Source organism: Taibaiella helva (assembly GCF_003545695.1).
In the GTDB taxonomy this organism is placed as follows: domain Bacteria; phylum Bacteroidota; class Bacteroidia; order Chitinophagales; family Chitinophagaceae; genus Taibaiella; species Taibaiella helva.
This window is the reverse complement of sequence record NZ_QUZZ01000004.1, coordinates 488,346-514,143: the sequence shown is the minus strand read 5'-3', so window position 1 is coordinate 514,143 and position 25,798 is coordinate 488,346. Positions and strand designations below refer to the sequence as shown.

At 51.4% G+C, this 25,798-nt stretch carries 24 protein-coding genes and 1 tRNA gene; 12 read left to right on the top strand and 13 right to left on the bottom strand.

Going from position 1 to position 25,798, the window contains the following annotated elements; genetic code table 11:
- Nucleotides 1-43 precede the first annotated feature (43 nt).
- The gene (locus DZC79_RS10155) at nucleotides 44-574 is read right to left on the bottom strand and encodes a hypothetical protein (RefSeq protein ID WP_118951440.1); all 531 of its coding nucleotides are present in this window, start codon (nucleotides 572-574) and stop codon (nucleotides 44-46) included.
- A gap of 289 nt (nucleotides 575-863) precedes the next feature.
- On the opposite strand from DZC79_RS10155, the gene DZC79_RS10150 reads away from it, so the two are divergent.
- The 3 genes from DZC79_RS10150 to DZC79_RS10140 all read left to right on the top strand — a co-directional run bounded on the left by DZC79_RS10150 (nucleotide 864) and on the right by DZC79_RS10140 (nucleotide 2,797).
- Nucleotides 864-1,112: a helix-turn-helix domain-containing protein gene (locus tag DZC79_RS10150; RefSeq protein WP_232831807.1), complete on the top strand. Its 249-nt coding sequence runs from the start codon at nucleotides 864-866 to the stop codon at nucleotides 1,110-1,112.
- A gap of 37 nt (nucleotides 1,113-1,149) precedes the next feature.
- Nucleotides 1,150-2,001 (top strand): DUF4412 domain-containing protein, encoded by an 852-nt coding sequence (locus tag DZC79_RS10145; RefSeq protein WP_118951438.1) that lies wholly within the window; start codon nucleotides 1,150-1,152, stop codon nucleotides 1,999-2,001.
- Between the two features lie 163 nt (nucleotides 2,002-2,164).
- Entirely contained in the window at nucleotides 2,165-2,797 is a 633-nt protein-coding gene (locus tag DZC79_RS10140) for a porin family protein (protein WP_118951437.1), read from the top strand.
- A gap of 538 nt (nucleotides 2,798-3,335) precedes the next feature.
- Here the strand turns inward: DZC79_RS10140 and DZC79_RS10135 are convergent.
- The 4 genes from DZC79_RS10135 to DZC79_RS10120 form a co-directional block, all read right to left on the bottom strand.
- On the bottom strand, nucleotides 3,336-3,707 hold the full coding sequence (locus DZC79_RS10135; protein ID WP_118951436.1) for a DUF4870 domain-containing protein: 372 nt from the start codon (nucleotides 3,705-3,707) through the stop codon (nucleotides 3,336-3,338).
- A gap of 89 nt (nucleotides 3,708-3,796) precedes the next feature.
- Nucleotides 3,797-4,981 (bottom strand): aminofutalosine synthase MqnE, encoded by a 1,185-nt coding sequence (mqnE, locus tag DZC79_RS10130; RefSeq protein ID WP_118951435.1) that lies wholly within the window; start codon nucleotides 4,979-4,981, stop codon nucleotides 3,797-3,799.
- Between the two features lie 197 nt (nucleotides 4,982-5,178).
- Nucleotides 5,179-5,865: a YceI family protein gene (locus DZC79_RS10125; protein ID WP_118951434.1), complete on the bottom strand. Its 687-nt coding sequence runs from the start codon at nucleotides 5,863-5,865 to the stop codon at nucleotides 5,179-5,181.
- 100 nt (nucleotides 5,866-5,965) lie between these two features.
- Nucleotides 5,966-6,898, bottom strand: coding sequence for a S66 peptidase family protein (locus tag DZC79_RS10120; RefSeq protein WP_118951433.1), 933 nt, complete (start codon nucleotides 6,896-6,898; stop codon nucleotides 5,966-5,968).
- 75 nt (nucleotides 6,899-6,973) lie between these two features.
- Between DZC79_RS10120 and DZC79_RS10115 the strand changes: the two genes are divergently transcribed.
- Nucleotides 6,974-7,432, top strand: coding sequence for a hypothetical protein (locus DZC79_RS10115; protein ID WP_118951432.1), 459 nt, complete (start codon nucleotides 6,974-6,976; stop codon nucleotides 7,430-7,432).
- A gap of 21 nt (nucleotides 7,433-7,453) precedes the next feature.
- On the opposite strand, the gene DZC79_RS10110 is transcribed toward DZC79_RS10115, so the two are convergent.
- The 3 genes from DZC79_RS10110 to DZC79_RS10100 all read right to left on the bottom strand — a co-directional run bounded on the left by DZC79_RS10110 (nucleotide 7,454) and on the right by DZC79_RS10100 (nucleotide 9,537).
- Complete coding sequence (locus DZC79_RS10110; protein ID WP_118951431.1) at nucleotides 7,454-7,795, bottom strand: hypothetical protein; 342 nt, start codon at nucleotides 7,793-7,795, stop codon at nucleotides 7,454-7,456.
- Between the two features lie 23 nt (nucleotides 7,796-7,818).
- The gene (locus tag DZC79_RS10105) at nucleotides 7,819-8,595 is read right to left on the bottom strand and encodes an enoyl-CoA hydratase-related protein (RefSeq protein WP_118951430.1); all 777 of its coding nucleotides are present in this window, start codon (nucleotides 8,593-8,595) and stop codon (nucleotides 7,819-7,821) included.
- A 306-nt stretch (nucleotides 8,596-8,901) separates the two neighbouring features.
- On the bottom strand, nucleotides 8,902-9,537 hold the full coding sequence (locus DZC79_RS10100; RefSeq protein WP_118951429.1) for an NAD(P)-dependent oxidoreductase: 636 nt from the start codon (nucleotides 9,535-9,537) through the stop codon (nucleotides 8,902-8,904).
- Nucleotides 9,538-9,682: 145 nt separating this feature from the next.
- Here DZC79_RS10100 and DZC79_RS10095 point away from each other — a divergent pair, with 145 nt between their 5' ends.
- Entirely contained in the window at nucleotides 9,683-10,726 is a 1,044-nt protein-coding gene (locus DZC79_RS10095; RefSeq protein WP_118951428.1) for a hypothetical protein, read from the top strand.
- A gap of 76 nt (nucleotides 10,727-10,802) precedes the next feature.
- Complete coding sequence (locus tag DZC79_RS10090) at nucleotides 10,803-11,057, top strand: hypothetical protein (protein ID WP_118951427.1); 255 nt, start codon at nucleotides 10,803-10,805, stop codon at nucleotides 11,055-11,057.
- Nucleotides 11,058-11,135: 78 nt separating this feature from the next.
- Here the strand turns inward: DZC79_RS10090 and hemW are convergent, their stop codons facing one another.
- Nucleotides 11,136-12,290, bottom strand: coding sequence for a radical SAM family heme chaperone HemW (hemW, locus tag DZC79_RS10085; protein WP_232831806.1), 1,155 nt, complete (start codon nucleotides 12,288-12,290; stop codon nucleotides 11,136-11,138).
- Between the two features lie 101 nt (nucleotides 12,291-12,391).
- Between hemW and DZC79_RS10080 the strand changes: the two genes are divergently transcribed.
- The 4 genes from DZC79_RS10080 (at nucleotide 12,392) to DZC79_RS10065 (ending at nucleotide 16,448) form a co-directional block, all read left to right on the top strand.
- On the top strand, nucleotides 12,392-13,678 hold the full coding sequence (locus tag DZC79_RS10080) for an aminopeptidase P family protein (protein WP_118951426.1): 1,287 nt from the start codon (nucleotides 12,392-12,394) through the stop codon (nucleotides 13,676-13,678).
- Between the two features lie 35 nt (nucleotides 13,679-13,713).
- A complete protein-coding gene (locus DZC79_RS10075) occupies nucleotides 13,714-14,073 on the top strand; it encodes a hypothetical protein (RefSeq protein WP_118951425.1) in 360 nt (119 codons plus the stop codon).
- Between the two features lie 75 nt (nucleotides 14,074-14,148).
- A tRNA-Gln gene (locus tag DZC79_RS10070) sits at nucleotides 14,149-14,219 on the top strand.
- A 642-nt stretch (nucleotides 14,220-14,861) separates the two neighbouring features.
- Entirely contained in the window at nucleotides 14,862-16,448 is a 1,587-nt protein-coding gene (locus tag DZC79_RS10065; protein ID WP_118951424.1) for a T9SS type A sorting domain-containing protein, read from the top strand.
- Between the two features lie 84 nt (nucleotides 16,449-16,532).
- Here DZC79_RS10065 and DZC79_RS10060 read toward each other — a convergent pair whose 3' ends face one another.
- From DZC79_RS10060 to DZC79_RS10045, 4 genes are all read right to left on the bottom strand, one after another.
- Nucleotides 16,533-16,763, bottom strand: coding sequence for a hypothetical protein (locus tag DZC79_RS10060; protein WP_118951423.1), 231 nt, complete (start codon nucleotides 16,761-16,763; stop codon nucleotides 16,533-16,535).
- Nucleotides 16,764-17,081: 318 nt separating this feature from the next.
- Nucleotides 17,082-17,258 carry a hypothetical protein gene (locus DZC79_RS21185; protein WP_157977055.1) on the bottom strand — a complete coding sequence of 59 codons (177 nt, stop codon included), beginning with the start codon at nucleotides 17,256-17,258 and terminating at the stop codon, nucleotides 17,082-17,084.
- Between the two features lie 296 nt (nucleotides 17,259-17,554).
- Nucleotides 17,555-18,640, bottom strand: a complete 1,086-nt coding sequence (locus DZC79_RS10050; protein ID WP_232831805.1) for a hypothetical protein — start codon at nucleotides 18,638-18,640, stop codon at nucleotides 17,555-17,557.
- Nucleotides 18,641-18,669: 29 nt separating this feature from the next.
- The gene (locus DZC79_RS10045) at nucleotides 18,670-19,221 is read right to left on the bottom strand and encodes a hypothetical protein (RefSeq protein WP_157977054.1); all 552 of its coding nucleotides are present in this window, start codon (nucleotides 19,219-19,221) and stop codon (nucleotides 18,670-18,672) included.
- 207 nt (nucleotides 19,222-19,428) lie between these two features.
- Between DZC79_RS10045 and porW the strand changes: the two genes are divergently transcribed.
- Together porW and DZC79_RS10035 are read left to right on the top strand one after the other, a co-directional pair.
- Nucleotides 19,429-22,914, top strand: coding sequence for a type IX secretion system periplasmic lipoprotein PorW/SprE (gene porW / locus DZC79_RS10040; RefSeq protein ID WP_198666842.1), 3,486 nt, complete (start codon nucleotides 19,429-19,431; stop codon nucleotides 22,912-22,914).
- 201 nt (nucleotides 22,915-23,115) lie between these two features.
- A complete protein-coding gene (locus DZC79_RS10035; protein WP_118951419.1) occupies nucleotides 23,116-25,752 on the top strand; it encodes a tetratricopeptide repeat protein in 2,637 nt (878 codons plus the stop codon).
- Nucleotides 25,753-25,798 lie beyond the last annotated feature (46 nt).

Here is a 25,798-nt window from a genome sequence, read left to right as displayed (position 1 = left end):
TCATCCGGGTGGAGCTGCCTGTTGTTCTTTTGATAAAATGCTGCTAATGCCCGGAGGCTTTGTCCAGCTGCTGCAACACTTTCCTGGCGCGGCTTTTAAAGCTGGGTGCGGCTTCGTGCTGCAGGTTGTCTTCAATAATGAGCCGCAGCTCCTGGCCGATCTCGGGATAAATGCCGGCAAGCCGGGCCAGGATGCTCATTGCAAAAGCCCTTACAGCAAGGGCTTCACGCGGATCGGCCAGGGAAGCGAAGCAGCTGTTCATCAACGGTGCATGCACTGCTTCGGGCAGCTCGAGGTATTGCATCAGCCGGTAAACATTCCGCTTGACGGCAATATGCGTGCCTTTGTCTTCCAGCCGCTGCACCAGGCCGGGAATATGTGGCTGCATCAGCTCGGGATGCAGCCGCCCGACATCGCTTACGATCCAGGCGGCGCGCTGTACCACCCGGTATTCATCCCGTATGAAAATATCGATCAGGGCGGCGATCCTGCCGGTATCCCTGCCGATCCACTGTACGATCCTGGTTACTTGTTCCCTGGAATGCTCTTCCAGTATGGCTGCTCTTAAATGCATACTTCGTGAAGATGAGGCTGTGCCCCAAAAGTACCTGCTTTCATTTTCCCTTCGTCGATTTTTGCATGACGTTCGTCGATTTTTTTTGGAAAAAGGAACGTCCTGCCCGCATCTTTGGATCGTGAAAAGAAATTAACCCGGCTGGCTATGAAAGCGAACAGTCCCGTCCTTATCCGGTTCCGCTTCCTTTACATGTCCGATGCCCGTTTTCTTTAACTGTCTTCCTGCGCAGGGTAGCCCGGTATCACATGAACCTATATACTAAACCCCTCAAATTTAACCCATGAACATGCAGCCCTCCTTCATGCCCTGTATCGGCGCTGAGAAAGCGGCCGGTCTCCTTTCCCGCCGCGAGAGAGAAATTTTAGGATTGATCATCAATGGCTACACCAACAGCGAAATCGCAGGCCTGCTCTACGTTAGCTGCCGTACGGTGGATACGCACCGGCAGAATATGCTGGCCAAGCTCGGCGCTCGCAATACTGCGGTGCTGGTACGCTTTGCTGTTGAAAATATTCAGCACCTCGGACTTAACTGATCCGTACTTTTTTTAAACCCGTCAATCCTTTACAGCTATGAATTCCCGAGCCCGCACGGGTATGGCCCTTATGCTGGCCGCCCTCCTGTATGCTCCTCTGGTACCTTATGCGCAGCGGTCTGCTGTGCGCAACGGGATCGAGAAACGCATGGAAAAGAAATATGGTGATCCGCAACGCAAAAAAGGAAAAGAGGAGATCGAAAAGATCACCTATGAAAACGACAAGCGGTATAAAGATCCCAGCAATAAAGTTCAGGCGACGATCGTCTTTGAGAGCAAGCAATTCAATAAAAAAGGCGAGGTAAAGAATACCTCCAGGGATAAGATCGTCTTTGGTAAGACCGGCGAATGCATGGTCATGCGGGAAGGCGAAAAGGATGAAATGTGGATGATCTTCAACTATGCCGACAAAGCCAATTATATGGTAATGCTGCGCGACCGTTCCGCCATGAAAATGCCCCTGGTCAATATGCAGAAGATGATCGAAAAGGCCGCGCAGAAAGAAGCCGAACGCAGCGGCAGCGACGATAAGGCTTCCTGGAAGGCCACTGACGAGCAGCAGATGATCAACGGTTACAACTGTCGTAAGTTTATCTATACCTATCCCGACAATGCTCATTTTACCACTATGGACGCCTGGGTTTCGCGTGAAGTGAAGCTCGACCTGAGCGGAAACTATATGTTGGGCGCCCGTCTCGGCAGCTATAAATTTCCCGGGCATCCGAAATACAAGGACATGATCAATGGCTTTATGGTCCGTTCCGTTCTTTACGACAAAAAGGGTAAGCCCGAAATGCAGCGCGACCTCATCGAATTCAGCCCCTCGGCCGATGAGAAATACTTTGATATGAGCGCATTCAGGATCAATGATGTGCTGAGCGGGCTGTAACTCACACTTCATACATTAACGCCTCATCATACAAAGGGCCCGGTGGAGAACCAGGTCTAATTGCCTAAGAATGAGGATTAAGGGGTTCAACTTTAGCTTTTCCTTTATAGAATATCTTAAACTTTACAGTGACCTTTGCCGTTGGATACAAAATGAACCATTTATGAAAAAGAAGATCTTAACCCTGACCCTGGCGTTTTCGGCCGGCTTGCTTGCCGTTACCGAAGCACAGGCGCAAAATGGCAAAGCTTTTTACAAAACGCCGTATAAAAGCCGTAACAGCGGCTCTTTCGACCGCAGTGCCAGTCTGCTGTCCTTTGGCATTGGCTTTCCGAACAACTCGGGTACCGGTTTCGATTATTGGGGGGGAAATGAGAAACGCCTGGGCATTGGTCCCGGCTATATCAAATATGAGCATGGCATTACCGATGAGATCGGTATCGGCGGCTATGTGGCCGGTGCGGCAGCCCGCTATAAATATGGCCCCGACAGGCGCTACACCGATCACATCTTCTCGGTTAGCATCGGCGCTATGGGCTATTATCACTTTAACAAGCTGATCCCTGTGCGCAAGCTCGATGTGTATGCCGGCGCCGGCGTGGGTTTCCGCAACATCAGCTATAGCTATGATGATGATTACAACGGCAAATTCAGCGACGACCGTTCCGATTTTGATGTGATGCCGCTGTTCAAGGTAGGCGCCCGATATTATTTTACCCGCATGTTCGGTGTGTATGCTGAAGGCGGTTACGATAATATGAGCGATGTGAACCTGGGCATTACGCTGCGGTTCTGAATATCCTGTACATCAAGTCGGGCAAAATAGCCGGCCGGAAATCCCGGCCGGCTATTTTGCTCTGCTATGGTGTAATATCCGGTCAGTGCTGACTTTGGATATGACATAAAGTGGCATACATCTTCACTATATTCACCAATAAGATCAAGTTGGGATCAAGCGGCAAATCCGGGGAATTACAGAGACATATAGAGTGATGTTATGAGAACTTCCATCAGGAAATGGGAAGCACAGTCGGAGGCAGCATCACTTGTACGCAAGCTTTCCTGGTCAGACAGTGACCGGGAAGGTTGCAGATTCCCATAGCTATCCGCGCTACAGGGCTCCGTAGGAGTCGAACGTTTGTAGGACCCACCAGAGAACAAACAGAACTTTGCTCCGTAGGAGCAAAACGCAATTCTCTGGGTGCCGGGCCGATGCTTCACCAGAACACACATAATTGCGTCCCCAACTTTACCGCTTGACCAAAGTCTATTAGTGGCTGGCAATGAAAAAGAGCGACCCCTGGCGGCCGCTCTTTATAGGAAACGCATAGCGTTTAGATGCTGGGGAAAGTCGTCTGTGCTTTTTCTCCGATCAGTGGTATCGGCTTCTTCTGGCCGTTAATGGCTCCGATCAGGCCGATCAGCCAGAGAATAAAGAATGCGAGGTTGACCAGGCCGCTAACATAGAACATCGCGCCAATGGCCATAGAATAGTATAGGATATTCAGTATAATGCCAATAACAAAAGAGCTGATATGCAGAAGCAGGGTTTGCCTGAGCTGGTAACTGCCGATGTCGGTCTTTTTGTCTTTGTGCATGGCAAAATAAGCGACCAGCCAGCCGATAATGGTCAGGTAACTGACGATGCCAGCCGTCTTACCTTCCGCTTCGGAAGCCGTTTGTTGTACAGGGTTGTAGTTTTCCATAAGATGAACGTTTTGAAAGAGGTTTGTTGATATTTCAAAAATAACAATTATTGGGAAATAAGCACCTCTTCAGCCGCGAATTACGTTTTTTATCGTAAACTTAACGTTCCCCGAAATGCCTCCTTTACAGGCTCTTCTTCGTACACGTGGATCTCGTTGTACAGCGTATCCCGCTCTACGGGCAGCCTTTTTACAGAACGGATCAGCTCGCACAGTTGCTCCGTGCTCATAGAGGGAACCTGCTCTTCGCTGCCGGCCATCGAGTAGATCTTGGTCGTGTCGTCGATGGTACCATCCAGGTCGTTTACGCCATAATCCAGCGTCAGCTGAGCCGTTTGGCGACCCAGCATAGGCCAGTAAGCTTTAAGGTTGGCGATATTGTCCATGAAGATACGGGCTACGGCATACAGCTTGAGGTCCTCTACAATGGAGGACTCGGGCAGGTGAGCCATATCATTATCCTTGTTGCGGAATTTGAGCGGGATGAAGCAGTTGAAGCCGCCGGTCTTGTCCTGCAGGGTACGCAGGCGGCTCATATGGTCGATGCGCTGTGCATAGTTCTCTATATGGCCATACAGCATGGTAGCATTGCTGTGCATGCCCAGGTTGTGAGCCGTTTCATGTATGTGCAGCCAGCCATCGGCATCTACTTTATCGGGGCATATTTCATCACGTATCGCTTGGTCGAAAATCTCGGCGCCACCACCGGGCAGCGACTGCAGGCCGGCCTCTTTCAGTTTGGCCATGCCTTCTTCTATGCTCAGCTTTGCTTTCCTGATCATATAATCCAGCTCTACGGCGGTAAAGCCTTTCCGGTGCAGCTCGGGACGATGGGCTTTGATGCGTTCCAGCAGGTCGCAGAAGAACTGCAGGTTCATTTTGGGATGCACACCCCCTACGATATGGACTTCGGTAACCGGTTCCCCATCATACTTCCGCACGATATCCATCATCTGTTCCAGGCTTAGTTCCCAGCCGTCCTCTTTGTTCTTGTACGTGCGGGAATAAGAGCAAAAGCCGCAGGTAAAGATGCAGACGTTGGTGGGCTCGATATGGAAATTACGGTTGAAATAGGTTTTGTTGCCGTGCAGACGCTCTCTTACAAAATTAGCCAGGGCGCCCAGGAAATTCAGCTCTCCGCGTTCAAACAAGGCCAGGCCTTCTGCTTCTGTGATGCGTTCCCTGCGGATCACTTTTTCTGCTATCTGCTGTAGTTCCGGGTCGTGCTTTACCTGTGCGATAAGGCTTTCCGGGAATTGCTGGTTGGATTCCATATGGGTATCGTTTTTGGAGTATCGCCCGGCGGCAATACCGTTGGCAAATGTACACCTGTTTGGGCTAAACCCGCAGGGAAGACTATAGTTTTTTCCTATCCGACGAAGACCTTGCAGCGAAGCCGGAATTGCATTAAAAAATAAAGCCCGCTGAGAACAGCGGGCTCTTTCCTCTAAAACTTACAGCCATGAAAAAGCTATTTTTGAACGGCCTTCAGGTTGATGTCCAGTTCAAAATCTTTGCTGATGAGCCAATTGGCAGGATCGCCCTCAGCTTTATAGTTTAAGCCCCATGAAGTCCTGTCTACAGTGAATTTGGCTTCAACGGTAACACCGTTGTCAGCAACAGTGATCTTAGCGGGGAATTTAATGTTCAGAGTGCTGTCTTTGAGTGTCAGGTTGCCGCTAACGATATTGGTAGCGCCTTCCAGCAGGCTCTTGTCTTTTGCAGCGTCGAAAGCCTCTACGCCGGTAATGGCAAATTTAGCAGTAGGATACTTGGCAGCATCGAAGAAGTCGGGACTCTTCAGATGGCCTTCCAGATCGGCAGGTTTTTTGCCCTCGCCGGAGCCTACAGACGCACTGTCTACTTTAAGCGTGTTCAGGTCCACTACAAAAGAACCGCCGGTTACTTTGCCGTTGTCTACGGAAACAGTGCCGTTGGTAATGTTGAGGGTACCGTAGCGGGGATTCATACCGCCTTTGTGTACGCCGCGCCATTTGATCACGGTGGCAGCAACATCGGCAGTATATTCTTTACCGGTGGCTACAGCCTCCGTTTTCGCGGTATCCGTCTGAGCCGTGTCAGAGGAAGAAGAGTTGTTGCAGGACGTAGCTGCAAATAACAAGGCAGCGGCTGCTGCGGTCAAAGTCAATTTTCTCATGTTTCGATGATGCTTTGATTTTTTTGCAAAGTTAGAAAATAAATGTAGATACAATAATTGGATATTAAATCTATTCATAAGAAAAACCAATCAGCGTCTCTTATACTTGCACCAGGCCTGCTTTGGGGCTGAGGTTTACCTTGTTGTCCGATACTTCCAGCACATACCGCGTGCCCAGCGCCAGGCTGTAATTAACATCCTGGTGACCTGCCGGAAAATCGAAGCATACCGGGTAATCATATTCGGCTACTTTCTCCTTTATGATCTCATAAATGTCTTGTCCGAAAGGTCTTTCTGTATCCTTCATGTCGGTAAAACCGCCGCAGATCAGCCCTTTGAGCCCGGCCAGCAGCCCGGCCCGTTTCAGGTTGAGCAGCATGCGGTCTATATTGTACAGGTATTCGCCAATGTCTTCGATAAACAGGATCTTGCCCTGGGTGTCCATTTGCGAGACAGAGCCCGAGAGATGCGCCAGTATCGCCAGGTTGCCGCCCACCACAATGCCTTCGGCTGTTCCGCTGCGGTTGTGCTCGTTGGGCGCTACCGGGTAGCTGAAAGGCTGGCCCGTCCAGGAACGCAGTACAGAAAGGATATCCGGGCTGCCGGCATTGTCTTCCTTAAAGGCGCCGCACATAGGACCATGCAGGGTGGCGATCCCGTAACGGGCCTGTATATGGCTGTGCAGCACGGTGATGTCGCTGAAACCGCAGATCCATTTAGGCTGCCGGCAGAAGGCGGTAAAATCGACCTGGTCGATAATGCGGCTGAGGCCATAGCCGCCGCGCCCCATCAATATGGCCTTAATGTCCGGGTTGTCCAGCATGCTTTGCAAATCGAAGAGCCTGCGGTCGTCGTTGTCGGAAAAATAATAATGGCCGCTGCCCACGGTGCTGCCCACAATCACCTTAAAGCCCCAGGCCTCGAGGGTCTTGCGGGCAAATACAGTACGTGCCGCCGGAAGGTATCCCGAAGGGCAGGTGATGCCGATTGTGTCGCCGGGCTGAAGATAGGGCGGAATGATCTCCTGGTTCATATCAATGTAAAAGGTAGCGCTTTTTGGTACGGTAAAAATAATTTTCTTTTGCAGAATAATCCGCGTTTGCCTTTTATGAGCTATCGTACCTTCCTGTTTTGCTGTCTGCTATCGCTGGCAGCTTGTTCCGGCACTGCAACTGATCCCGCTTCACCAAAGACAACTATGGCCACGGCTCCCTGGCAGCCACCCGCTGCGGGAGCTGAGGTCGCCCGCTACAAAGAACGCGTGAAGGAGGATCAGCTGAACGAAAAATATTTCCGCGTTACGGTGATCGCTACGGAAGCCAGCGCAGAAGGGCTTTTTCGCGTCAAACTGGAATATGGCTTTAATATTAACGAAACGGACGTTCAGCTGCCCGAATGGACGCCGGGCGTAGTGCTGAAACCAGTGTTGCAGAAGGCTGCCGGCGATTACCACTGCCTGCTGGGCTTCGATGCCGGCGATGGCATTTTCCACGAGCTTTACGAGATCCGGGCAGAGAATGGCAATGTGCGCCTGAAGCAGACCAAAGGCTACTTCAAAGCCCGATAGCCGAAACCGGTAAGATCATCATTAGCTGATACGGGTGATGATCAATTCGATGGGGATCACCGGCGTTTCCAGGTAGGCGTACTGCAGCCAGGTGCTATCGTGGCACAGCAGGGAATCCAGGTTTGTTTCTTTTACCTTGCGGCTTTGCAGCACCTTCTTTTTATCGTTCAGGCTCCACGTTTTGATCTTACTGAGATCGACATCGTACCGGTCCCCGTTCAGGCCCGGGTCCAGTGTCGTATCGATGCAAAACCCGATCAGCTGTTGTATGCTCTGGTCCCGGGCAGACTGCTGATCAGCCGGAACCTGCACATTGCAAGCCCCGGCGACCAAGAAGCTTATCGTTAACATCAGCAGCCTCATAACATAAGGTATTGCGCCGTCGTTTATTTTCCTGTGAACACCGGCTGGCGCTTTTCCAGGAAAGCGGCGATGCCTTCGTTGAAATCGGCGGTAGCGCCGCAGATAGCCTGGTATTCTTCTTCCTGCTGCAACTGCTCCGTAAGGGAATGGCTGAAGCTGAGGTTCAGGGCGGCCTTGGTATAAGCCAGGGCTTTGGTCGGCATCTTCGCAAGGCTCTCTGCTATCTTTTGGCTCTCCGTTTCAAAGCTGTCGTCGGCAAAAGCTTTATAGATCATGCCCAGGCGCTCGGCCTCGGCGGCGCTTACCTTATCGCCCAGCATCATCAGCGCAGAGGCCTTCTGGAAGCCGACCAGGCGGGGCAGGAACCAGGTGCCGCCGCTATCGGGAATAAGACCGATTTTGCTGAAGGCCTGGATGAAAGCGGCGCTTTCTTTGGCCAACACGATATCGCAGGCCAGGGCAATATTGGCGCCGGCGCCGGCAGCTACGCCGTTTACAGCAGCAACCACAGGCTTTTCAATATTGCGGATGCGTTCGATGATGGGGTTATAATGATCGCGTACGATTGCACGCAGCTCGGGGCCGGCGGGATCTACTGCTTCGCCCAGGTCCTGGCCGGCGCAGAAAGCTTTGCCTTCGCCGCTGAGATGAATGGCGCGCACCGAATCATCGTCGGCGCAGCGGTCCAGCTCTTGTTGCAGGGCCAGCGCCATTTCGCGGTTAAAGCTGTTGAATTTATCCGGCCGGTTCATGACGATATAGGCAACGCCGTTTTCTGTGCGGGCAGTGATTGTGCTCATCTATTCTTTTTTTTGAGGGGGTAAAAGTACAAATTTAGCAGTAGGTAAAAGCGGCTGTCCTGAAAGGTCTCAAGCCTGTCACATTGAGCATAGTCGAAATGTAAACAGGCTGAGATGTTGTTCCTGTTGTATTCGGACTCGCTGCCGACGACAACAATATAGGAACAGTTTTTCGCGGCCTGACAAAAATTTTGATCACAATCCTAAATGGACGACCCTACAAACCAGGAGCTTTATGACCGGCGTCACCCTGAGCATAGTCGAAGGGTGGAAAGCCTGGTCTATCTCATGACCGCTTCTTCTGCTTTACAGACTGGCAATAAAAGGTGCAGTCCTCAGGTATTGTTCCTGTTCCAATAGCCCGGCCAGGAAGCCGGCCAGGTCGCAGGCATGCACCTGTTGTCCCGGGCAATCGTTGAGGCTTACCTTGATATCCTTTCGCTCATGGGTGAGGACAATGCGCGGAAGGCGTACCAGGGTCCAGTGCAGCGGCGAACTTTGCAATAGCTCATACTCTGCTTGCTTATCCGCTGTGGTCGCGGGATAATGGGCATGCATCCAGCCGCTGGCTTCCTGCACCCAGGGGCTTTTATGGTCCTGGGGACTGTCGACACTAAGGCCTGTAGCCACGATATAGCGGCTGAGCCCCTGCAGGTTCATGGCCCGGAGTACATGGCCTGTGGCTGTACTGAAGATCGGCGGTTCGCCGGCCGGTTGGCCCAGTGTGCTGATCACTGCGCTGCAGCCTTCCAGCAATTGAAGTATCGCGGCCTCATCGCGGGCGTCGCCTTTGATCACCCTTACGGCGGGTGGAAAATGGAGAAGGTTTTCCGGGTGACGATGCAGCAGGCGCAGGGAATAGCCGCGCTGTAATAAAGCCTGCACGAGGTATTGCCCGGACTTGCCGGTGCCGCCGATAATGGCAATAAGATTGTTGTTCATTATAAATGCTCTTTCAGAGAATGGAAAATAAAATAACCTGCCGGGCAAATAGGCCGGCTTTGAAGGGCAGGGGAGCGCTTCGTTTAAGGATCACTGTTATTTAATCAGGAGCGTTTAATGCTACGAAAATAGCTAATTTTAGCCGATGCAAGTGGATAAAAAAGAAGCAGAGCTGATTGAAAAGGCCATCGCACATTGGCAAGAGCAGGGTATCGTGGACGAGTCCACGGCTTCAAAAATGAAGAACAGCTATAACCTTGAAGATACAGATACCGGAATCTTGTCGACCTACGCCCTCATCGCTTGCGTGTCCTGTGGCCTGCTCGCATTTGGCGCCCTGGTAATGGATGAGAAATGGATCGAGCTGATGCGCCGGCGTTTCGGCTTTTCGGAGATCGTGGTAGGTATCGGTTTTATCCTGCTCAGTGCGGGTCTTGTTTATCTCAGCTACCGGCGCAAGCGGCGCACACCAGGCTTGTATGCAGCCAACGAAGCCTTTAATATTACCATTGTGCTGGGCCTGGCAGTAGGGATGGCCTATATCGGCCGCAGCATCGGCTACCAGAACGGCAATTACGCTCCTGTTCTTTTTATAGCGGCGGTGCTGTACGGCACTATAGCGGTATTCCTGCGCTCTCAATTATTATGGGTAACCCAGCTGCTCGCGCTGGCCGGCTGGTGGGGAGCGCAGACCTATTACTGGAGCCATGGCAATGATTATTTTCTGCATATGAATTACGCCATGAGGATGTCCTTGTTCGGGGTGCTCATATTGCTGTTGCAGCAACTTACGCTGAGAGTAGCTGTACTGGCGACCTTTGCCCGTATTACACGCATTATGGGCTGGGTCTTTTTCCTGGTAGCGGCATGGAGCCTGTCGATCCTGGGCAACAGCAGTAATTTTGATGTCTGGCTGCAGATACGGCAGGGCCGGCTCTGGTTCTGGGCGCTGGCCTTTTCGCTGATGCTGCTCGGGCTTATCGTTTATGCTTTCCGTAAGAAAGATGCTTTTCTCCGGGATATCTGCCTGGTCTTCTTCCTGATCAATATTTATACGCGCTATTTCGAATACTTCTGGGACAAGACGAACAAAGGATTGTTCTTCGTGATCCTGGCCTTCTCTTTCTGGTGGATTGGCCGGGCGGCCGAGCGCTGGCGGAAGAAACGGGCGTTGCAGGGGAAGGAATAGAGAATCCTGCGCCGGTGCATTGGAAATATAAGCTGCGTTAATTATCTTTGGAAAATCTCTTGTAAACTTTACAGCAATGAAGCAACGTTTTACTTCTTTTTTATTGGCATCGGCAGTGTTGGTATTATTGGCCGGAACAACTTCCTGTACCCGGAAGTACACCTGCCAGTGCAAAATGACCTATACCGGCGTTCCGGGCCTGCCCCAAGGCCAGACACGGGAATACCCGATTACCGATACGAAGAAAAATGCGGAGAATACCTGCAGGGCTGCTTCCGGTACCTACGACAACGGCGGTATCCATACTGTAGAGACCTGCGACCTGTTTTAGACCCTTTTCCTCTCTTAATATAAAAGCTTTTATCGAAGCGTGGACCTCCTGGTGCACGCTTCTTTTTATGCTGCTGCTTTAGCGGAACAGATCGGAGGCGATACGGTCGGCAAAGAGCTTACCTGCAGTTGTCAGGATCATTTTCCCCTCTTCGATCTGCATCCAGCCTTTGTCTGTAAAGGTTTCGCTTTCGGCCAGCAGCCGAGTCCGCGCATCAGCGCCGAAAACGGAGGCGATATGATCCAGATCGGCGCCCCACATGGTGCGCAGCGATGTCATCAGATACTCATTGAACTGGTCTTCTGGCGTAAGCACTTCTTTTTCAAAGGGCACTTTGCCTTCGGTCAGGATGCTTTTGAGATAGGTAGTATTGTTGGCAATATTCCACTGGCGGCTTCCCGTATTGAAGGAATGCGCCGATGGGCCCAGGCCAAGGTAATGTCTGCCCTTCCAGTAATTGGTATTGTGTACTGCGTATTTGCCCGGCAGGGCAAAATTGGAAATCTCGTAATGTTCGTAGCCGGCCGCACCGAGTCGTTCCACCAGCTGCTCAAACTGCGCCGCGGTCTGGCTGTTATCGGGTTCCCTGCTGCTGCCTTTGGCAATGGCATGTGCCAGGGCCGTACGGGGTTCTACGGTAAGCGCATAGGAGGAAATGTGGTACACCTGCAAAGTCACGGCAGCCGCTATATTTTCCAGCCATTCTTTGTCCGTCATGGTAGGTGTGCCGTAGATCAGGTCGATGCTGATGTTATCCAGCCCTGTATCCTGGGCCGCTTTGACCGCGTAGTCGGCTTCAGCGGCATTATGCGCCCGGTTCATATAGCGCAGGTCCTTATCGTGGAAAGACTGGATGCCGATGCTGAGGCGATTGACCGGCGTGTTTTTCAACGCGCGCAGGTAGGCCGGGCTCAGGTCGTCGGGATTGGCTTCCAGCGTAATTTCCTTCAGGTCCTGCTGCGGGAAATAATTTTCCAGCTTTTCCCAGAGCTGCATCAATTCCGTAGCGGAGAGCAGGGACGGGGTGCCGCCACCGAAATAAATGGTCTCGATCGTCTGTCCTTCCAGGTAATGCCGCTGCAATGCGATCTCCTTACCCAGGGCATCGATCATTTCCGCCTTCAGCCGCAGGGAGGTGGAAAAGTGAAAATTGCAGTAATTACAAGCTTGCTTGCAGAATGGGATGTGAAGGTAGATACCCGCCATGCTGCAAAGGTATTTGATCCCGCTCATTTTAACAGGATGACCTATACCCCTGAGAGGGGTAAATATAGTTATAGCACAGCGTGTTCTTCATTTTTTCCTTACTTTGCCGCTTATTCACAACGAATTTTATGAAGTACGAGCCCATTAATCCCGATTTATACCGGCACAACCGCGAACGGTTTGCCAAGCATATGAAATCCAACGCCATCGCTATCTTCCAGGCTAATCCTGTGGTGGCTGAAAATGGTGATGCCGTCTACACCTATAAAGCCAATTCCGATGTGGTATGGCTTTGCGGCGTGGTGCAGGAAAAGACCATGGTGATCCTGTATCCCGATAATCCCGATCCGAAAGCGAAGGAAGTGCTGGTGATCCAGCGGCCCAATGAGCTGCTGGAAAAATGGAACGGCCACCTGCTGCGTAAAGAAGAAGCGACTGCCATCAGCGGTATCGCCAATGTACAATATGTGGACAGCATCGAGGACCAGATCCAGCTGTGGATGCACCATGCAGATACCGTTTATCTTGACACCAACGAGAACGACCGCCGGGGCGCGGTATTGCGCACCGATCTGCTGTTTGTGCACGACTTCATGCGCCAGTTCCCCCTGCACCGTTACGAGCGTGCTGCACGCATTATTAAGGAAGTAAGAGCGATCAAGACTAAAGAGGAAGTAGCAGTATTGCAGCAGGCGGTGGACATTACCCACAAAGCTTTCCTGAGGGTATGCCGGTTTGTGCAGCCAGGTGTAATGGAATACGAGATCGAAGCGGAGATCACGCATGAGTTCCTGCGCAACAGGGCCACCCGTCATGCTTATGGCGCCATTATCGCCAGTGGCGACCGTGCGCGCACCCTGCACTACGTCGACAATAACCAGGAGTGCAAAAGCGGCGAGCTGCTGCTGATGGACTTCGGCGCGGAGTATGGCAATTATAATGCCGATCTTACCCGCACCATACCGGTGAACGGTAAATTTACCAAGCGCCAGAAAGAGGTGTACAATGCCTGCCTGAACGTGCACAATTTCTGCAAGGCGATCCTGAAGCCGGGCATGAACTATGCCGAATATATCGATAAGGTAAATAAGGAAATGGAAAAGCAGCTGGTAGACATCGGCCTGATCTCCAAATCGGATCTGAAGAACCAGGACCCGGCCAATCCCGCTTACCGTAAGTATTTTTATCATGGCATCGGCCACCACCTGGGACTTGACGTGCACGATGTAGGCACACGCAACCAGCCGGTAAAAGAAGGCATGCTCTTTACCATTGAGCCGGGCATCTATATTGAAGAAGAGCAGATCGGTATCCGCATCGAGAACAATTACTGGCTGACGAAAAACGGCAATAAGGACCTGTTCAAGGGTATACCCATCACCGTGGAAGAGATCGAGAAAGCCATGAAACCATAAGCCGAAGCCGCTTATCTGTAAATGAAATCAATCTTATGAGTCTATCCCCTAATCCCCATACCGGCTCACGGCCCTATAAAAAGAAAATAGGTCCCGACGCCGCGGCTTTCGGCCTGGTCATTGGCCTGCTGTTCCCTGCACTGGGGCTTATTGTGCTTTATTTCCTGTGGTCCCGCGACATCAGCTTCGGAAAATACCTGCAGATGTTCACCATGCTCAACAGCCCGATCATGATGAGCACGGCATCCAAGGCCTTGTCATTGTCGATGATTGCCAACCTAATCCCGTTTTATTTCTTCCTTAACCGGAAGCAATACCTTACTGTAAGAGGCATCCTGATCGCCATGGTGCTGATCGGCTTGATGGTGGTTTTGTACAAGTTTGTATGGCAGTAAAATTCTTCGATTTTTTACGGCAAAATTTTTTGCAGTTAAAAATTATTGATTACTTTTGCACCCCGCAAGGGAGTTAGTTCTATGGTGTAAAGGTAGCACAACTGATTTTGGTTCAGTTAGTCTAGGTTCGAATCCTGGTAGAACTACAAAGCAAAGTCCGCTCTCAGAGCGGGCTTTGTTGTTTTTACTCCCTCGGATAAGAGATCTGCATCCGGCCGCTGTTCAGGCCGTTGCACATTCCGCTCCATAAGTACTGATCCATCCTATAGCTATCCGCGCTATAGGGCTCCGTAGGAGCCTAACGTTTGTAGCACCAATAGGAACAAACACAAATTGCTCCGTAGGAGCAAAACCTGGGTTGCTAAGAAAGATACGGATTCAGCCCGCCGTTTAGGCCGGTGCATGTCCCGATCGGCCTGCCTGTGCAGCTGCGGTACAAACTCACCCATAAGTACTGAAGCATTCCATCCTCTGGAGGGCTGAACCGGTGTCCCGGATTTTCAACAGGGCATACCTAAATTGTACCCTCCAGCTTCTACGCTTGATCCTTAAATATTGCTGTTGGTGAAAACACCAACAGTGGCGGGAGAACCACTTTGAAAAGCTCTTCAGGCTGCTTTTAGCGGCATTTTCATACCTATGCTGTGCGTTAGCAGCAGGAACGGCAGCTGAAGTACCTTAATAAATCAAGCTAAAATAAATGCAATCATGAGGTCTAAGAAGTAAACGGGAACGCACGTCTGAATAGGCATACACCTCTTATTTACCATCCAAGCCGAATTGTATTTATGAAACGTAGACTCCTGCTCCTGCTTTCCTTCCCTGCACTTATTCATGCGCAGCCTGTATCTTTAGACCCCGGCTTTGGTCATAACGGCGCCGCCGTCAGCCAAACGGAAGGATGGGGTAAAGAAGCCTCTAATATCATACGTCAGCCCGACGGCAAGCTCGTAGTAGCAGGAGTAGAATGGAAAAAGGGTGACATGATCATCCAGCAGTCGATCATTACCCGCTTCCTGCCCGACGGACAGCTCGACAACAGCTTCGGCGCCCAGGGTACAGCAAAGCTCATTACCGGCAATAAAAACGGCGCGCAGGCGATCAGCCTGCAAACCGATGGGAAGATCGTGGTCGCGGCTAACGAGACCATTATTCAGCAGCAAGGCAATTCCGTCACCCTACTTTCCCGGCCTTTCATAGCCCGGCTCAATGCCGACGGCAGCCCCGACGCTGGCTTCGGCACTAACGGTATCCTTAGCCTGGAACTGCTGGATGCCCATTTTATGGATAAAGACCTGGCGGCTATTGCTGTGTTACCCAACGGGAAGATCCTTGCAGGCGGCAGCGGCCTTACAGCCGCAGGATCAAAAATGATCGTGCTCCGCCTGAATGCCGACGGCAGCTACGACAATAGCTTTGGGGTATCGGGCCTGGGTCAGTATACAATTGAAAATGGCATGAATGCCGGGTTGTGGGATATGGCAGTGCAGGATGACGGTAAGGTAATACTGGCCGGAACTTCCGGCAGCAGCAGCCTGCCCACACACGACGACCTGAGCTTTGCCCTGGCCCGGATCCATGCGGATGGAACGCCCGACGTTACTTTCGGCACGCAGGGTATGGTGACCACCCGGCTATCCGGGCCCTTCGGCCTTGAGATCCTTGATATTGCCCATAGGGTGCTTGTACAGGCAGATGGCAGGATTTACCTGGCCGGCGCCGCCGGCAGGGTATTGGGCCTGGCCCGCTACCTGCCCGACGGTTCACCTGATCCCACCTTTGGTCAGAACGGCAAAATAGTGCATCCTGCGCATCCTGCGGCTACTGGTATCGCCTTGCGCAATGGCAAGCTGTATGCCTGCGGAATGCTGCCTGTAGCAGATTACGTGCTCGACATCAGCCTTTCGGCATTCAATGCCGATGGCAGCGCCGACAATACATTTGCGCCTGATGGCCTGCTTACTACTCATATTTACGATGAGAACTATGCTCACGCCTTACTCATCCAGCCGGATGGCAAGCTGGTAACGGCAGGCGCGTTAAGTCATGGCCCCGGAAGCGGGGAAGGCGGCCTGTTGCTTACCCGTCTCATGTCAGGCGCCACTACCGGTATCGTCTCCCAGACAGGTAAGCAGGCGTCCATAACGCTATATCCCAATCCGGCCGATGAAGAGCTGACGCTTGCCTTCAATACTTCATCGGGCATGCCGCAGTGTGATATTATAATCACCAGTGCTACGGGCCAGATCGTATATACCGGCAGCTTCACGGCAGCTAAGATAAAGATACCGGTAGATCACCTGGCTGCCGGCATTTATGCCGTACGCGTCAATACCGGCACCGGCGTACAAACGCTGCGCTTTACCAAAAAATAAGCGCTGACCGAACTTGATAAAGCAGAGACGGAAAAGTCAGGTTTTTAAAAACTTGACTTTTCCGTCTCTGTCGTCTTGTTCACATCAGCCGGGATAGCACTCAGGGTAAGTCAGCGGGCAGCAATGCGTATTCTTCGCTACCACAGTGGCATTACAGCAAATGGGCGTCGTGTAAGGTGCAGTGATGCAAGCTGAAGGGTCAGCTGTAGGGCCGGCGCCACCGGCAAGCTGTTGCTGTGCGCCGCCGTCAAGCAAGCTCACCTGCTGCTTGGCAAGCAGCAATTTCTTTTTCAATGCCAGGTTCTTCTTTTTCATACGAATTGGTTTTAAAAAGAAAGTTTACCCTCAAATTTAAGCGCTCCCACTGCAGCAGTGGTGCAGTGGGAGCGTCTTTTGCATTAAATAAAAAGGGAACCTGGAAAGGCTCCCTCCAAAAACATGATTGCGGAAGAAACATCCGGCGCCACGGCAGGGGCTATAGCTCCTGCCCGAAAGGCTTGATGCCGATGAAGCTTGCTCTTCGAAGTTAATCAGGATACCGGTGCGGTTTCCGGCTTTTATACCAAGGGCCGCAGCCATTATATCAGCTCCGGGTTTCCTTCTACAGGAAAGAAAGGTCATCCGAAGCGTTGGCTAACGGGCGCCGGTGTCGGCAGGAACCGGTTGCGTATCGGCGATCGGCGGCTGAACAGGGACAGACTGTGTATCGGCGCCGCTCATCGGGATGCCCTCAGGGTTGCCTTCCTTACCTTCACAGGAATAGAGCGCTACCGAGGCGAGGAGTATCGTTGTATACAATAGCTTGGTCATACTATCGGGCTTTAAGGACCACAACAGCAGGAATGTGATAAAGTTCACCGGCAGCGGGATGAAATAGTAGAAAAAATTGCCCGGGTGTGGCCACACCCTTGACCGTCAATAGCGCTGTTCGAATGAATACCAGGCATTTCTTAAGATGCCTTCAGGAGTTGCGGTCGAACCAACAGGTATTGTTGCGGCGGCAATCGTATATAGAGAAACGGGCCTCATTTGTTACACAAAGATAGAAGAGCGCTACGCCGGCAGGAGGCGTAGGCATAAAACAGTTCTTTTCAGAAAAACTTCACTCATAGCTTCACCTGGCGGATAACCCGCTTCAGGTTCAGCTCGAGGATATCGGCCATATTGCGGCAGCGGAGATAATGCGGGTCTTTGTAGTGCGCTGCGAGGCCTTCGCGCAGCTCGGCGGTCTTTTCGGGAGAAGAGATGTTATCCCGCTGCAGCACATCGCGCAGATCGGTAATGCGATGGCGTTCGCTGCGCAGGCGATGTACTATGGAAGAAGACTCTTCCTGCTGGTATTGGGTAAAGGTCTTTTCGGTAAGATAAGCAATGCCCAGCTTGACAAAGGGATAGTTCTCCTTGAAAAACTGCGGCAGGTAAACCTTTTTGTTGCCTTCGTAAAACTGCTGATCGAAGTCGATACAACGGATGCGGAACTGGAAGTCGTCAAAGTCGGGCGTGATCTGCATCACGAAGTTATAGGCCCGCATATCGCCCAGGAGGGTAATAAAGCAACGTTCGTTGAACTTGACAAATTCTTTTGCTATGCGTTTGGGGTTATATTCAGGATGGTCCAGGTAATGCTGAACAAATACATCGCCCGGGATACCGGGGATATGCTCTTCCACCAGGGTTGTATTGTCGACCAGGTAGTTGAGCTGGTTGGGAGAAAGCAGGTGCTCCACCTCCATACCATAGACACGTGAAGCGTCTGCAATTTTAATATAGAAGTAATCGTAGACATCGTTAAGCCGGTTGACGATCCTTATCCTGAAGGGATGTGTATTTCCGAAAGTGCAATAGTCAACGCGGTCGATGTATTTATGCTCGACAATACGCAGGTTGCCTGACGCCTTCAGCATGGCGTAGACTTTTTTCAACCCGGTATGCAGCCTTTCGATCTCGTTCGGCGGATAAATAGGGCATTCCCAAAGGGTGTCCCTGCCTTTCTTATCCATAAGCGGAACTGCTTCCCTGAACTGGCGCAGGTCGGCATACGAGACCGGCAGCCGGGCTTCCCGCTGGTAATGCTTCAGGTACTTATACAAGGGGTCGCTGATAGGATAAACAGGCTTCTTGCGCGATATTTTTACATCTTCTGCCATAATACGGATACAGGACATAAAAATAAGAAAAGGAGGATTGTCCATCCTCCTTTTTTAAAAATCGTAATGATAGCTTACAGATCCTGGTTGTACAAGGTTTCGTCAGTGCTACGCTTGATACCATAGTACTGGAATGTCTTCCGGCGGTAGCCTTTTTTGTAGTAGGCATCGGTTTCTCCTTCTTCCGGAACGGTAACCCAGTCGCGGGTTTTAGGCACATACCAACGGTATACCGCCACACGGTTTTCACCACGACGGATGGGCGCATAGAACTGGATGTGCTTTTCCTTGTAGCCCATTTTCAGCAGCGCATCATCGGTATACTCATCTTCAGCTACGCTGATAATATCTTTTGTTGTGGGATTGAACCAGCGATACACCGCGATACGGTTTGGTCCGGGTTCACGAAATGCGTAAAAGATCAGGGTCTTATTATTGTATTTCCAATTAAGCAGCTGACCTTCCTGGTATTCACCTTCGGCCACTGTTACGTAATTTCTATCAACCTGGCTGAACCAGCGATAAACGGGGACCATTTCATCGCTATCTTGTGCCTGTGCAGTGGTTTGGTTTCCCAGGAACATGCCCGCTACAATTGCAGACACAAATAATAATTTTTTGTTCATAGTTAAATGCTATTTTTACGAAATCGCTTCCAAAATACATAAAAATTTTTCGGACTTGCAACAGTTTGGAAATATTTTTTTTGAAGGCCGTTTTCCATGCCCGCCGGCTCATTTTTTCGTGCCGGCTTCTTTTTTATCTTCGCAAATAATATTTTAGCTAAAAATCAGTTATTCAATTATAATATTGTGCCTAAAGGAAAGGAAAATTTGAAACGGGTTAATAATTTTTTATCAGGGTTATTTGTATTATTAATAATATTAGTAAGTCACCTGCCGGCCTTCTCCCAAACCAGGGCCGACAGCCTGAAGGCCGCGCAAAAAAGACAAACAGACAGCATACAAGCCGAACGCAGGCACAGGGCCGACAGCCTTAACTTTATGCGCAACTACCGGCAAAGCAAACATTACCTTGACAGCGTTGAAAATGCCCGGCAGGAAAGGATGACCCGGCAGAAAGAAGAGCAAAAAGCGGCAGCTGCCGCCCAGATCGCCGAGCGAAAACGTATTGCAGATAGTGTGATGAGCTATCGCCGCCGGCACAGCGACAGCATCCGGCTTTACAACGACAGCATCCGACAGGCCCAGCAAAGGGAGCTGGAAAGAGTTAAGCTGGAACGCAAACGGGTTAGCGACAGCCTGGCGGCCCTGCGTGCCTATAAAGAAAGCAAGCATTATAAAGACAGTGTTATCAATGCCAGGGAAACCCGGAAAACGGCACAGATCGCGGCGCGCAAACGCACCACGGACAGTCTCAGGGCTATTACCAAAGCCCGGACAGACAGCCTGACGGCCATCAGGAAGGCTTACTCCGATAGCATGAAGACAGCTTTGGCTGAAGCAAAGGCCATACGAATGCAGCTGATGGATAGCCTGAAAACGGTAAGAGCTGCAAGAGCCGATAGCCTGGCCAAGGTACGCGAGGCCAGGGCTGCCCTGCGAAAACAGAAGGCAGAAGAGAAAGAAAAGGCTAAGGAAGACAAGAAAAAGCTTGCCCTGGAGATCAAGATCAAGAAGAAGCAGGATAAGTATACCAACGAGGACATGCGGAAAAAGAAATGGACCCTGCCCAGGAAAGTTGTCCAGAATACCTTTACGCGATACAACTACTATTTTAACGCGAACAAGAAGATGGAAGAGGCCATTGGCAATATGGTCCGATCGCATACCGACAACTTCGACAGCCTCATTACCCTGTTCCCTTTCAATCCCGACAAAGATTCGACGAAGCTGCTTTCGGATATGGACACCATTATCCGCAAAGCCTCCGTAGGCATACAGATCCACGATCCGCGCGCCAAATGGCAGGATGACCTCTACCTGCTTGTCGGAGAAGCTTACTATTATAAAGGCGATTACCAGAATGCCGGTGCGGCCTTCAAGCAGATCGTCAGCCAGGCCGAGATCGCCAAGAAGGATGAAGCCAAGAAAAAAGGAACAACCAAACAGGATAAAAATAAACCGACCACTTACAGTGAGCCGGAAAAGACCGGCCTGGCCGGCGCTTTAGAGCACAAGTCGGCCAAGAACGACGCCATGCTCTGGCTTTCCCGCACACTCGCACAATCGGGTAAGGAAGGCCATGCCCAGACCCTGCTCGACATGCTGCGTAATGACGCGCTCTTTCCCGAACGGCTGAAAGGCAAGCTGGCCCTGGAGCAGGCTTTTATCGATCTTAACCGGAACGATGAAAGCAAAGCGGCGCAATCCCTTACCGTGGTATCGGCTGATAAAGAACTTCCGAAATGGCTGCGCCTGCGCGCCAATTACCTGAACGGGCAGATCATGCAGCAGCAGCTGCACTATATTGAATCGGACCAGTATTTCAAAGAAGTGCTGCGCCTGAATCCCGACCTGGAAATGGAATTTTATGCCCGGAAAAATATCGTGTCCAACAGCATCAATTATGGAAGCAATACCCTGAACGCTTCGGATATGCTGGACAAAATGGCGACAGATGGTAAGTTCAGGCCCTACTACGACCAGATCTATTACGCCATGGGCAAAACGGCCTTAAAGAACAAACAGAATGACAAAGCCCTGGAACATTTCCGCAAGAGCGTGAGCGTGAGCCAGAGCAATAAAAAGCAAAAAGGACTATCCTTTGCCGCGCTGGGTGATGAATACTACGCCCGCAGCGATTATAACAATGCCAAGCGTTCTTACGACAGCGCGTCGATGTTCCTTACTGCAGCGCAGGACCCGGTATACAGCCTGGCGCGGCAGCGCGCCGCAGCGCTCGACCGTGTGGCCATACCCGGCGTCGAGGTGAAAGAGCAGGATAGCCTGATCCGGCTGGCTGCGATGAGTGAGAAAGAGCAGCGCAATGTGATCCGCGATTATGTCCGCGACCTCGAGCGCAAAATGCGTGATAGCGCCTTCCGTGCAGAGAACGGCAATACGGCATCGATGGCCAATACCAATATGTCGAATAACCAGGGCAACCAGGCCTGGTACTTTGCCAACCCCAACCTGATGCGGCAGGGCGAGAATGACTTCAAGCAAAAATGGGGTAACCGTACCCTGAAGGACAACTGGCGCCGCAGCAGCGCCTCCAGCGATTTCGCCTCCGGTGATAACGACCAGCAGGAAACCCAGGCCGGTGACAATCTTCCTGATGAAGACAGCCTGTATGCCGCTATTCCGCATAGTCCCGAAGCCCTGAAGAAAACGAACGACCGGCTGAAAGAGGGCCTCTTTAACCTCGGCAAAGCTTACTACACTCACCTTGAAGACTATGGTAAAGCTACTGCCACCTTCGATACCCTCGACCGTCGCTTCCCCGGCCATGACCACCAGGCCGAAGTGCTGTATACCCGCTACCTCATGAGCCTGCGCCAGAACCAGCCTTCGGTAGCGGCGCAATACAATGCGCAGCTGCAAAGCAAATATCCAGATTCGGAATGGGCCAGGCTGCTGAAAGGCGCCGCAGCTGCCTCGAACGACGTCGATCCTTTTGCCCACGTGAGCAACCTGCCGAAAGAAAACCTGTCCAATTTTTACGATGAAACTTATGGTCTGCTGATCCAGCGCCAGTATACCGATGTGTTGCAACGTGTGAGGGAAGCGGATGAGACCTTTAAGAACCAGGGCGGCTTCCGTAAAAAATTTGACCTCATGAAAGCCATTGCCACTGCGGGTAACGGCAACTATCCTGAAGCGGACACGCTGCTGAAACAGTTCGTTTCGGCCAATCCGCTCGATTCGCTCACCAGCTGGGCCAATGCCGTGCTCGAATACATCCACAAGAACCCTCAGCCCGGCGGCATGAGCAACCTGCAGGCCGGCAACAGCAGCAAACCCGATACCAGCACGCTTAGCGGCGGCAACCTGCAGTACGACTATAAGCCGGCAACTCCGCACTATGTTATCTTCTCGGCGCAGCAGGATGCCAAATTCTCGGGCTTCCGCTCGGGCTTGTCCGATTACAACCTGATGAAGCAAGGCAATGAGCACATAACCGTAACCATGTCTACCCTCGATGCCGGCAGGAGCCTGATCGTATGCAAAGAGTTTCCCAATGCGGCGGCAGCGAAGAAGTATATGAACGAGATCAGGGGTATCAATATCCTGTTCCGCGAGTTTAAGCCGGGAGAGTACGATCTGCTGCTGATCTCGGCCGACAATTTCCCCAAGCTTTTCCTGAAAAAGGATTACGCTGCTTATAAAGCATTTTACAATAAAAATTATAAATAAGATAACGCTTCCGCTTCCTGCGATAAAGTAAGCGGAAACGTTATCCGATTATCCTGCAGGTTCGCCCTGCAGGATTTTTTTGCCCGGTATACAGGAAGGGTGGAGCGGTTCGGTCTGTCCTTGATCTCTCGCCCGGCTTCCGCCCTATCCGTACATACTTTTTTTTATTTATCTTCAACCCGCTTTTTATATTACGGCGCCATGATGGAGACTCCCCGATACCTGCAACTGAAAGAGAAATACAACCAGGCCACCACCGAAAAGGAAAAGATCGACCTGCTGGTCGACATGACGCTGGAAGTGCGTAACGACAACCCTGAAGAAGCCATGCTGATGGCCGAGGATATCATAGAGCGTTCCGAAGCGATCCACTACGCCGCTGGTATCGGCAACGGCCTCAACCACAAAGGCGCCTGCTACTGGCTGATGGGCGAATATGAAGACGGGCTTGACGAGCTTACCGAAGCCTACATCATTGCCCGTGAGATCAAAGACAAGACCCTAGAGGCCAAGGTGCTCAACAACTTCGGCCGCATCTACCGTAACCTCGGCGATCTTGACAGCGCCCTCAGGGACTTCGAGGCCGCGCTGGATATTAATGAAAGGCTGGGCAATGAGCTCAACCTTACCATTAACCTGACCAATATCTCCAACCTGTATTATGACCTGGGCGATTACGACACAGCATTGGAGTATGCTTTGAAATGCCAGCCTATATTCGAAAAATACAACGACAACAGCCGGCTGGTCAGCATTTACAATACCCTGGGCGATATTTATTTTAAAAAAGAATACTTCGCCGAAGCGCTGAAATATTTTCAGAAATGCCAGGAGCTCACGGAAGAGGAGACCCAGGGCCGTTCGCTGGCCGACAGCGGCGTCGGAAAGGTGTACTATCGTCTGAACGACTTTGATAACGCCAAGAAATACCTAGACCGCGCGCTGGTCCAGGCCAAGGAGTTGAACAACCCCGAAGCCGAGATCGTGGCCGAATTCTATAAAGGCCGGCTATACCTGCACCAGGGCAATTTCAGAAAGGCGCTGGAATTCCTGGAGCATGCCTATGACCTTGCTAAAGATTCGTTGCGCCGCCACGACCTGATGAGCATTCATGAGTTTCTCAGCGACCTGTACGATAAGATGGGCAATATCCCTAAAGCCTTCTACCATCTTAAAGCCTATGAAAAGCTGAAGGAAGAGATTTTCCAGCAAGCGACGCTGAACAAACTGCGCAACCTGCAGATCAAAAACCAGATAGAGGTAGCCAAGAAAGAAAAAGAGGTAGCCGAACGCACCGCGGAGCTGAAGCAGCAATTCATGGCCAATATGAGCCACGAGATCCGTACGCCGATGAACGCCATCGTGGGCATTACCCGCCTCCTGCTGGAAAAGGACCCGCGGCCGGAGCAGCTGAAATACCTGAACGTAATCAGGCAATCGGCCGACAACCTCCTGGTCATCATCAACGACATTCTTGATCTTTCCAAGATCGAGGCGGGCAAGATCATGATCGAAAAGATCGACTTTTCGATCAGGGATATGCTCCAGAGCATACAGGAAATTATGCAGCTGAAGGCTGAACAGAAAGGCCTTGAGCTGCGCATCAAAGTAGACGACAATATCCCCGACCGGCTGATCGGTGATCCTACCCGCCTCAACCAGATACTGATCAACCTGGTAGGCAATGCCGTGAAATTTACCGACAAAGGCTATATCGCGCTCCAGTGCGAAGCAAAGCAACAGTGGGAGAAAGAAGTGGTTATCCAGTTCCGGATCGCCGATACGGGCATCGGCATTTCCAGGGATTATGTTGATAAGATATTTGAGAGCTTCACGCAGGCGGGTACCGATACCGCGCGTAAATTCGGCGGCACGGGCCTGGGGCTCACCATCTCCAAGCAGCTGGTGGAGCTGATGCAGGGCACGATAACGGTCGAAAGCGAAGAAGGCCAGGGTACTGTATTTACCGTAACCATTACGCTGCAGGTGGCCAGCGAGCAGGTAGCGAAGATCAAGCCCAGCCAGGTAACGGAAGAGGTATATGACCGCCTGAAGCACCTGTCGCTGCTGCTGGTGGAAGACAATGAGTTTAACCGGCTGGTGGCTGAGGATACCCTCAAGGAGCTGCTGCCCGATGTCCATATCGCCATTGCCGATAACGGAGCCATTGCGGTAGATAAAGTACGCAACAACGACTACGACCTCGTTCTGATGGACATACAGATGCCGGTAATGAACGGTCTCGACGCTACAAGGACCATCCGCAGCGAGCTTTCTGAAGACAAGCGGCACATTCCTATTATTGCCATGACGGCCAATGTGCTGCAGGAAGATGTGCAACGCTACCTGGGAGCAGGCATGAATGCTTATATCAGCAAACCTTTTCAAACGGATGATCTTTTACTGAAGATGTCTTCGGTGCTGGGCCCCAAAAACCGTCAGGCCGCTACTGTAGAAACAGCTTCGCCGTCGGGTGTGGGTAACCTTCAGGCCCTGCCCGAAAAAGTGACCGACATGAGTTTTCTCAACCAGTTTACCGGTGGCAACCCTGAGAAAAAGAAGAAGTACATCGGCATGTTCCTCGACAATGGTCCCAAGCTGCTGGAAAAGATCAGACAGGCCCTGCAGGAGCAGGATTACGAAGGCCTGAAAGTGGCCGCGCATTCAATGAAACCCCAGCTTTCCTATATGGGTGTTAAAGAGGAGGTCAGCAATATTTTCCTTATCGAGCAATCGGCCGGCCAGACAGCCCACAGGGAGAATCTGCCCCAGCTGGTCGACCACCTGGAACGCCTTTGTCTTAAAGCATTTGAAGAATTGGGACAAGTAATTGTTTAGCCCGGCTTTGACGAATCGAAAACAATCATTATCTTTCGCCATCCAT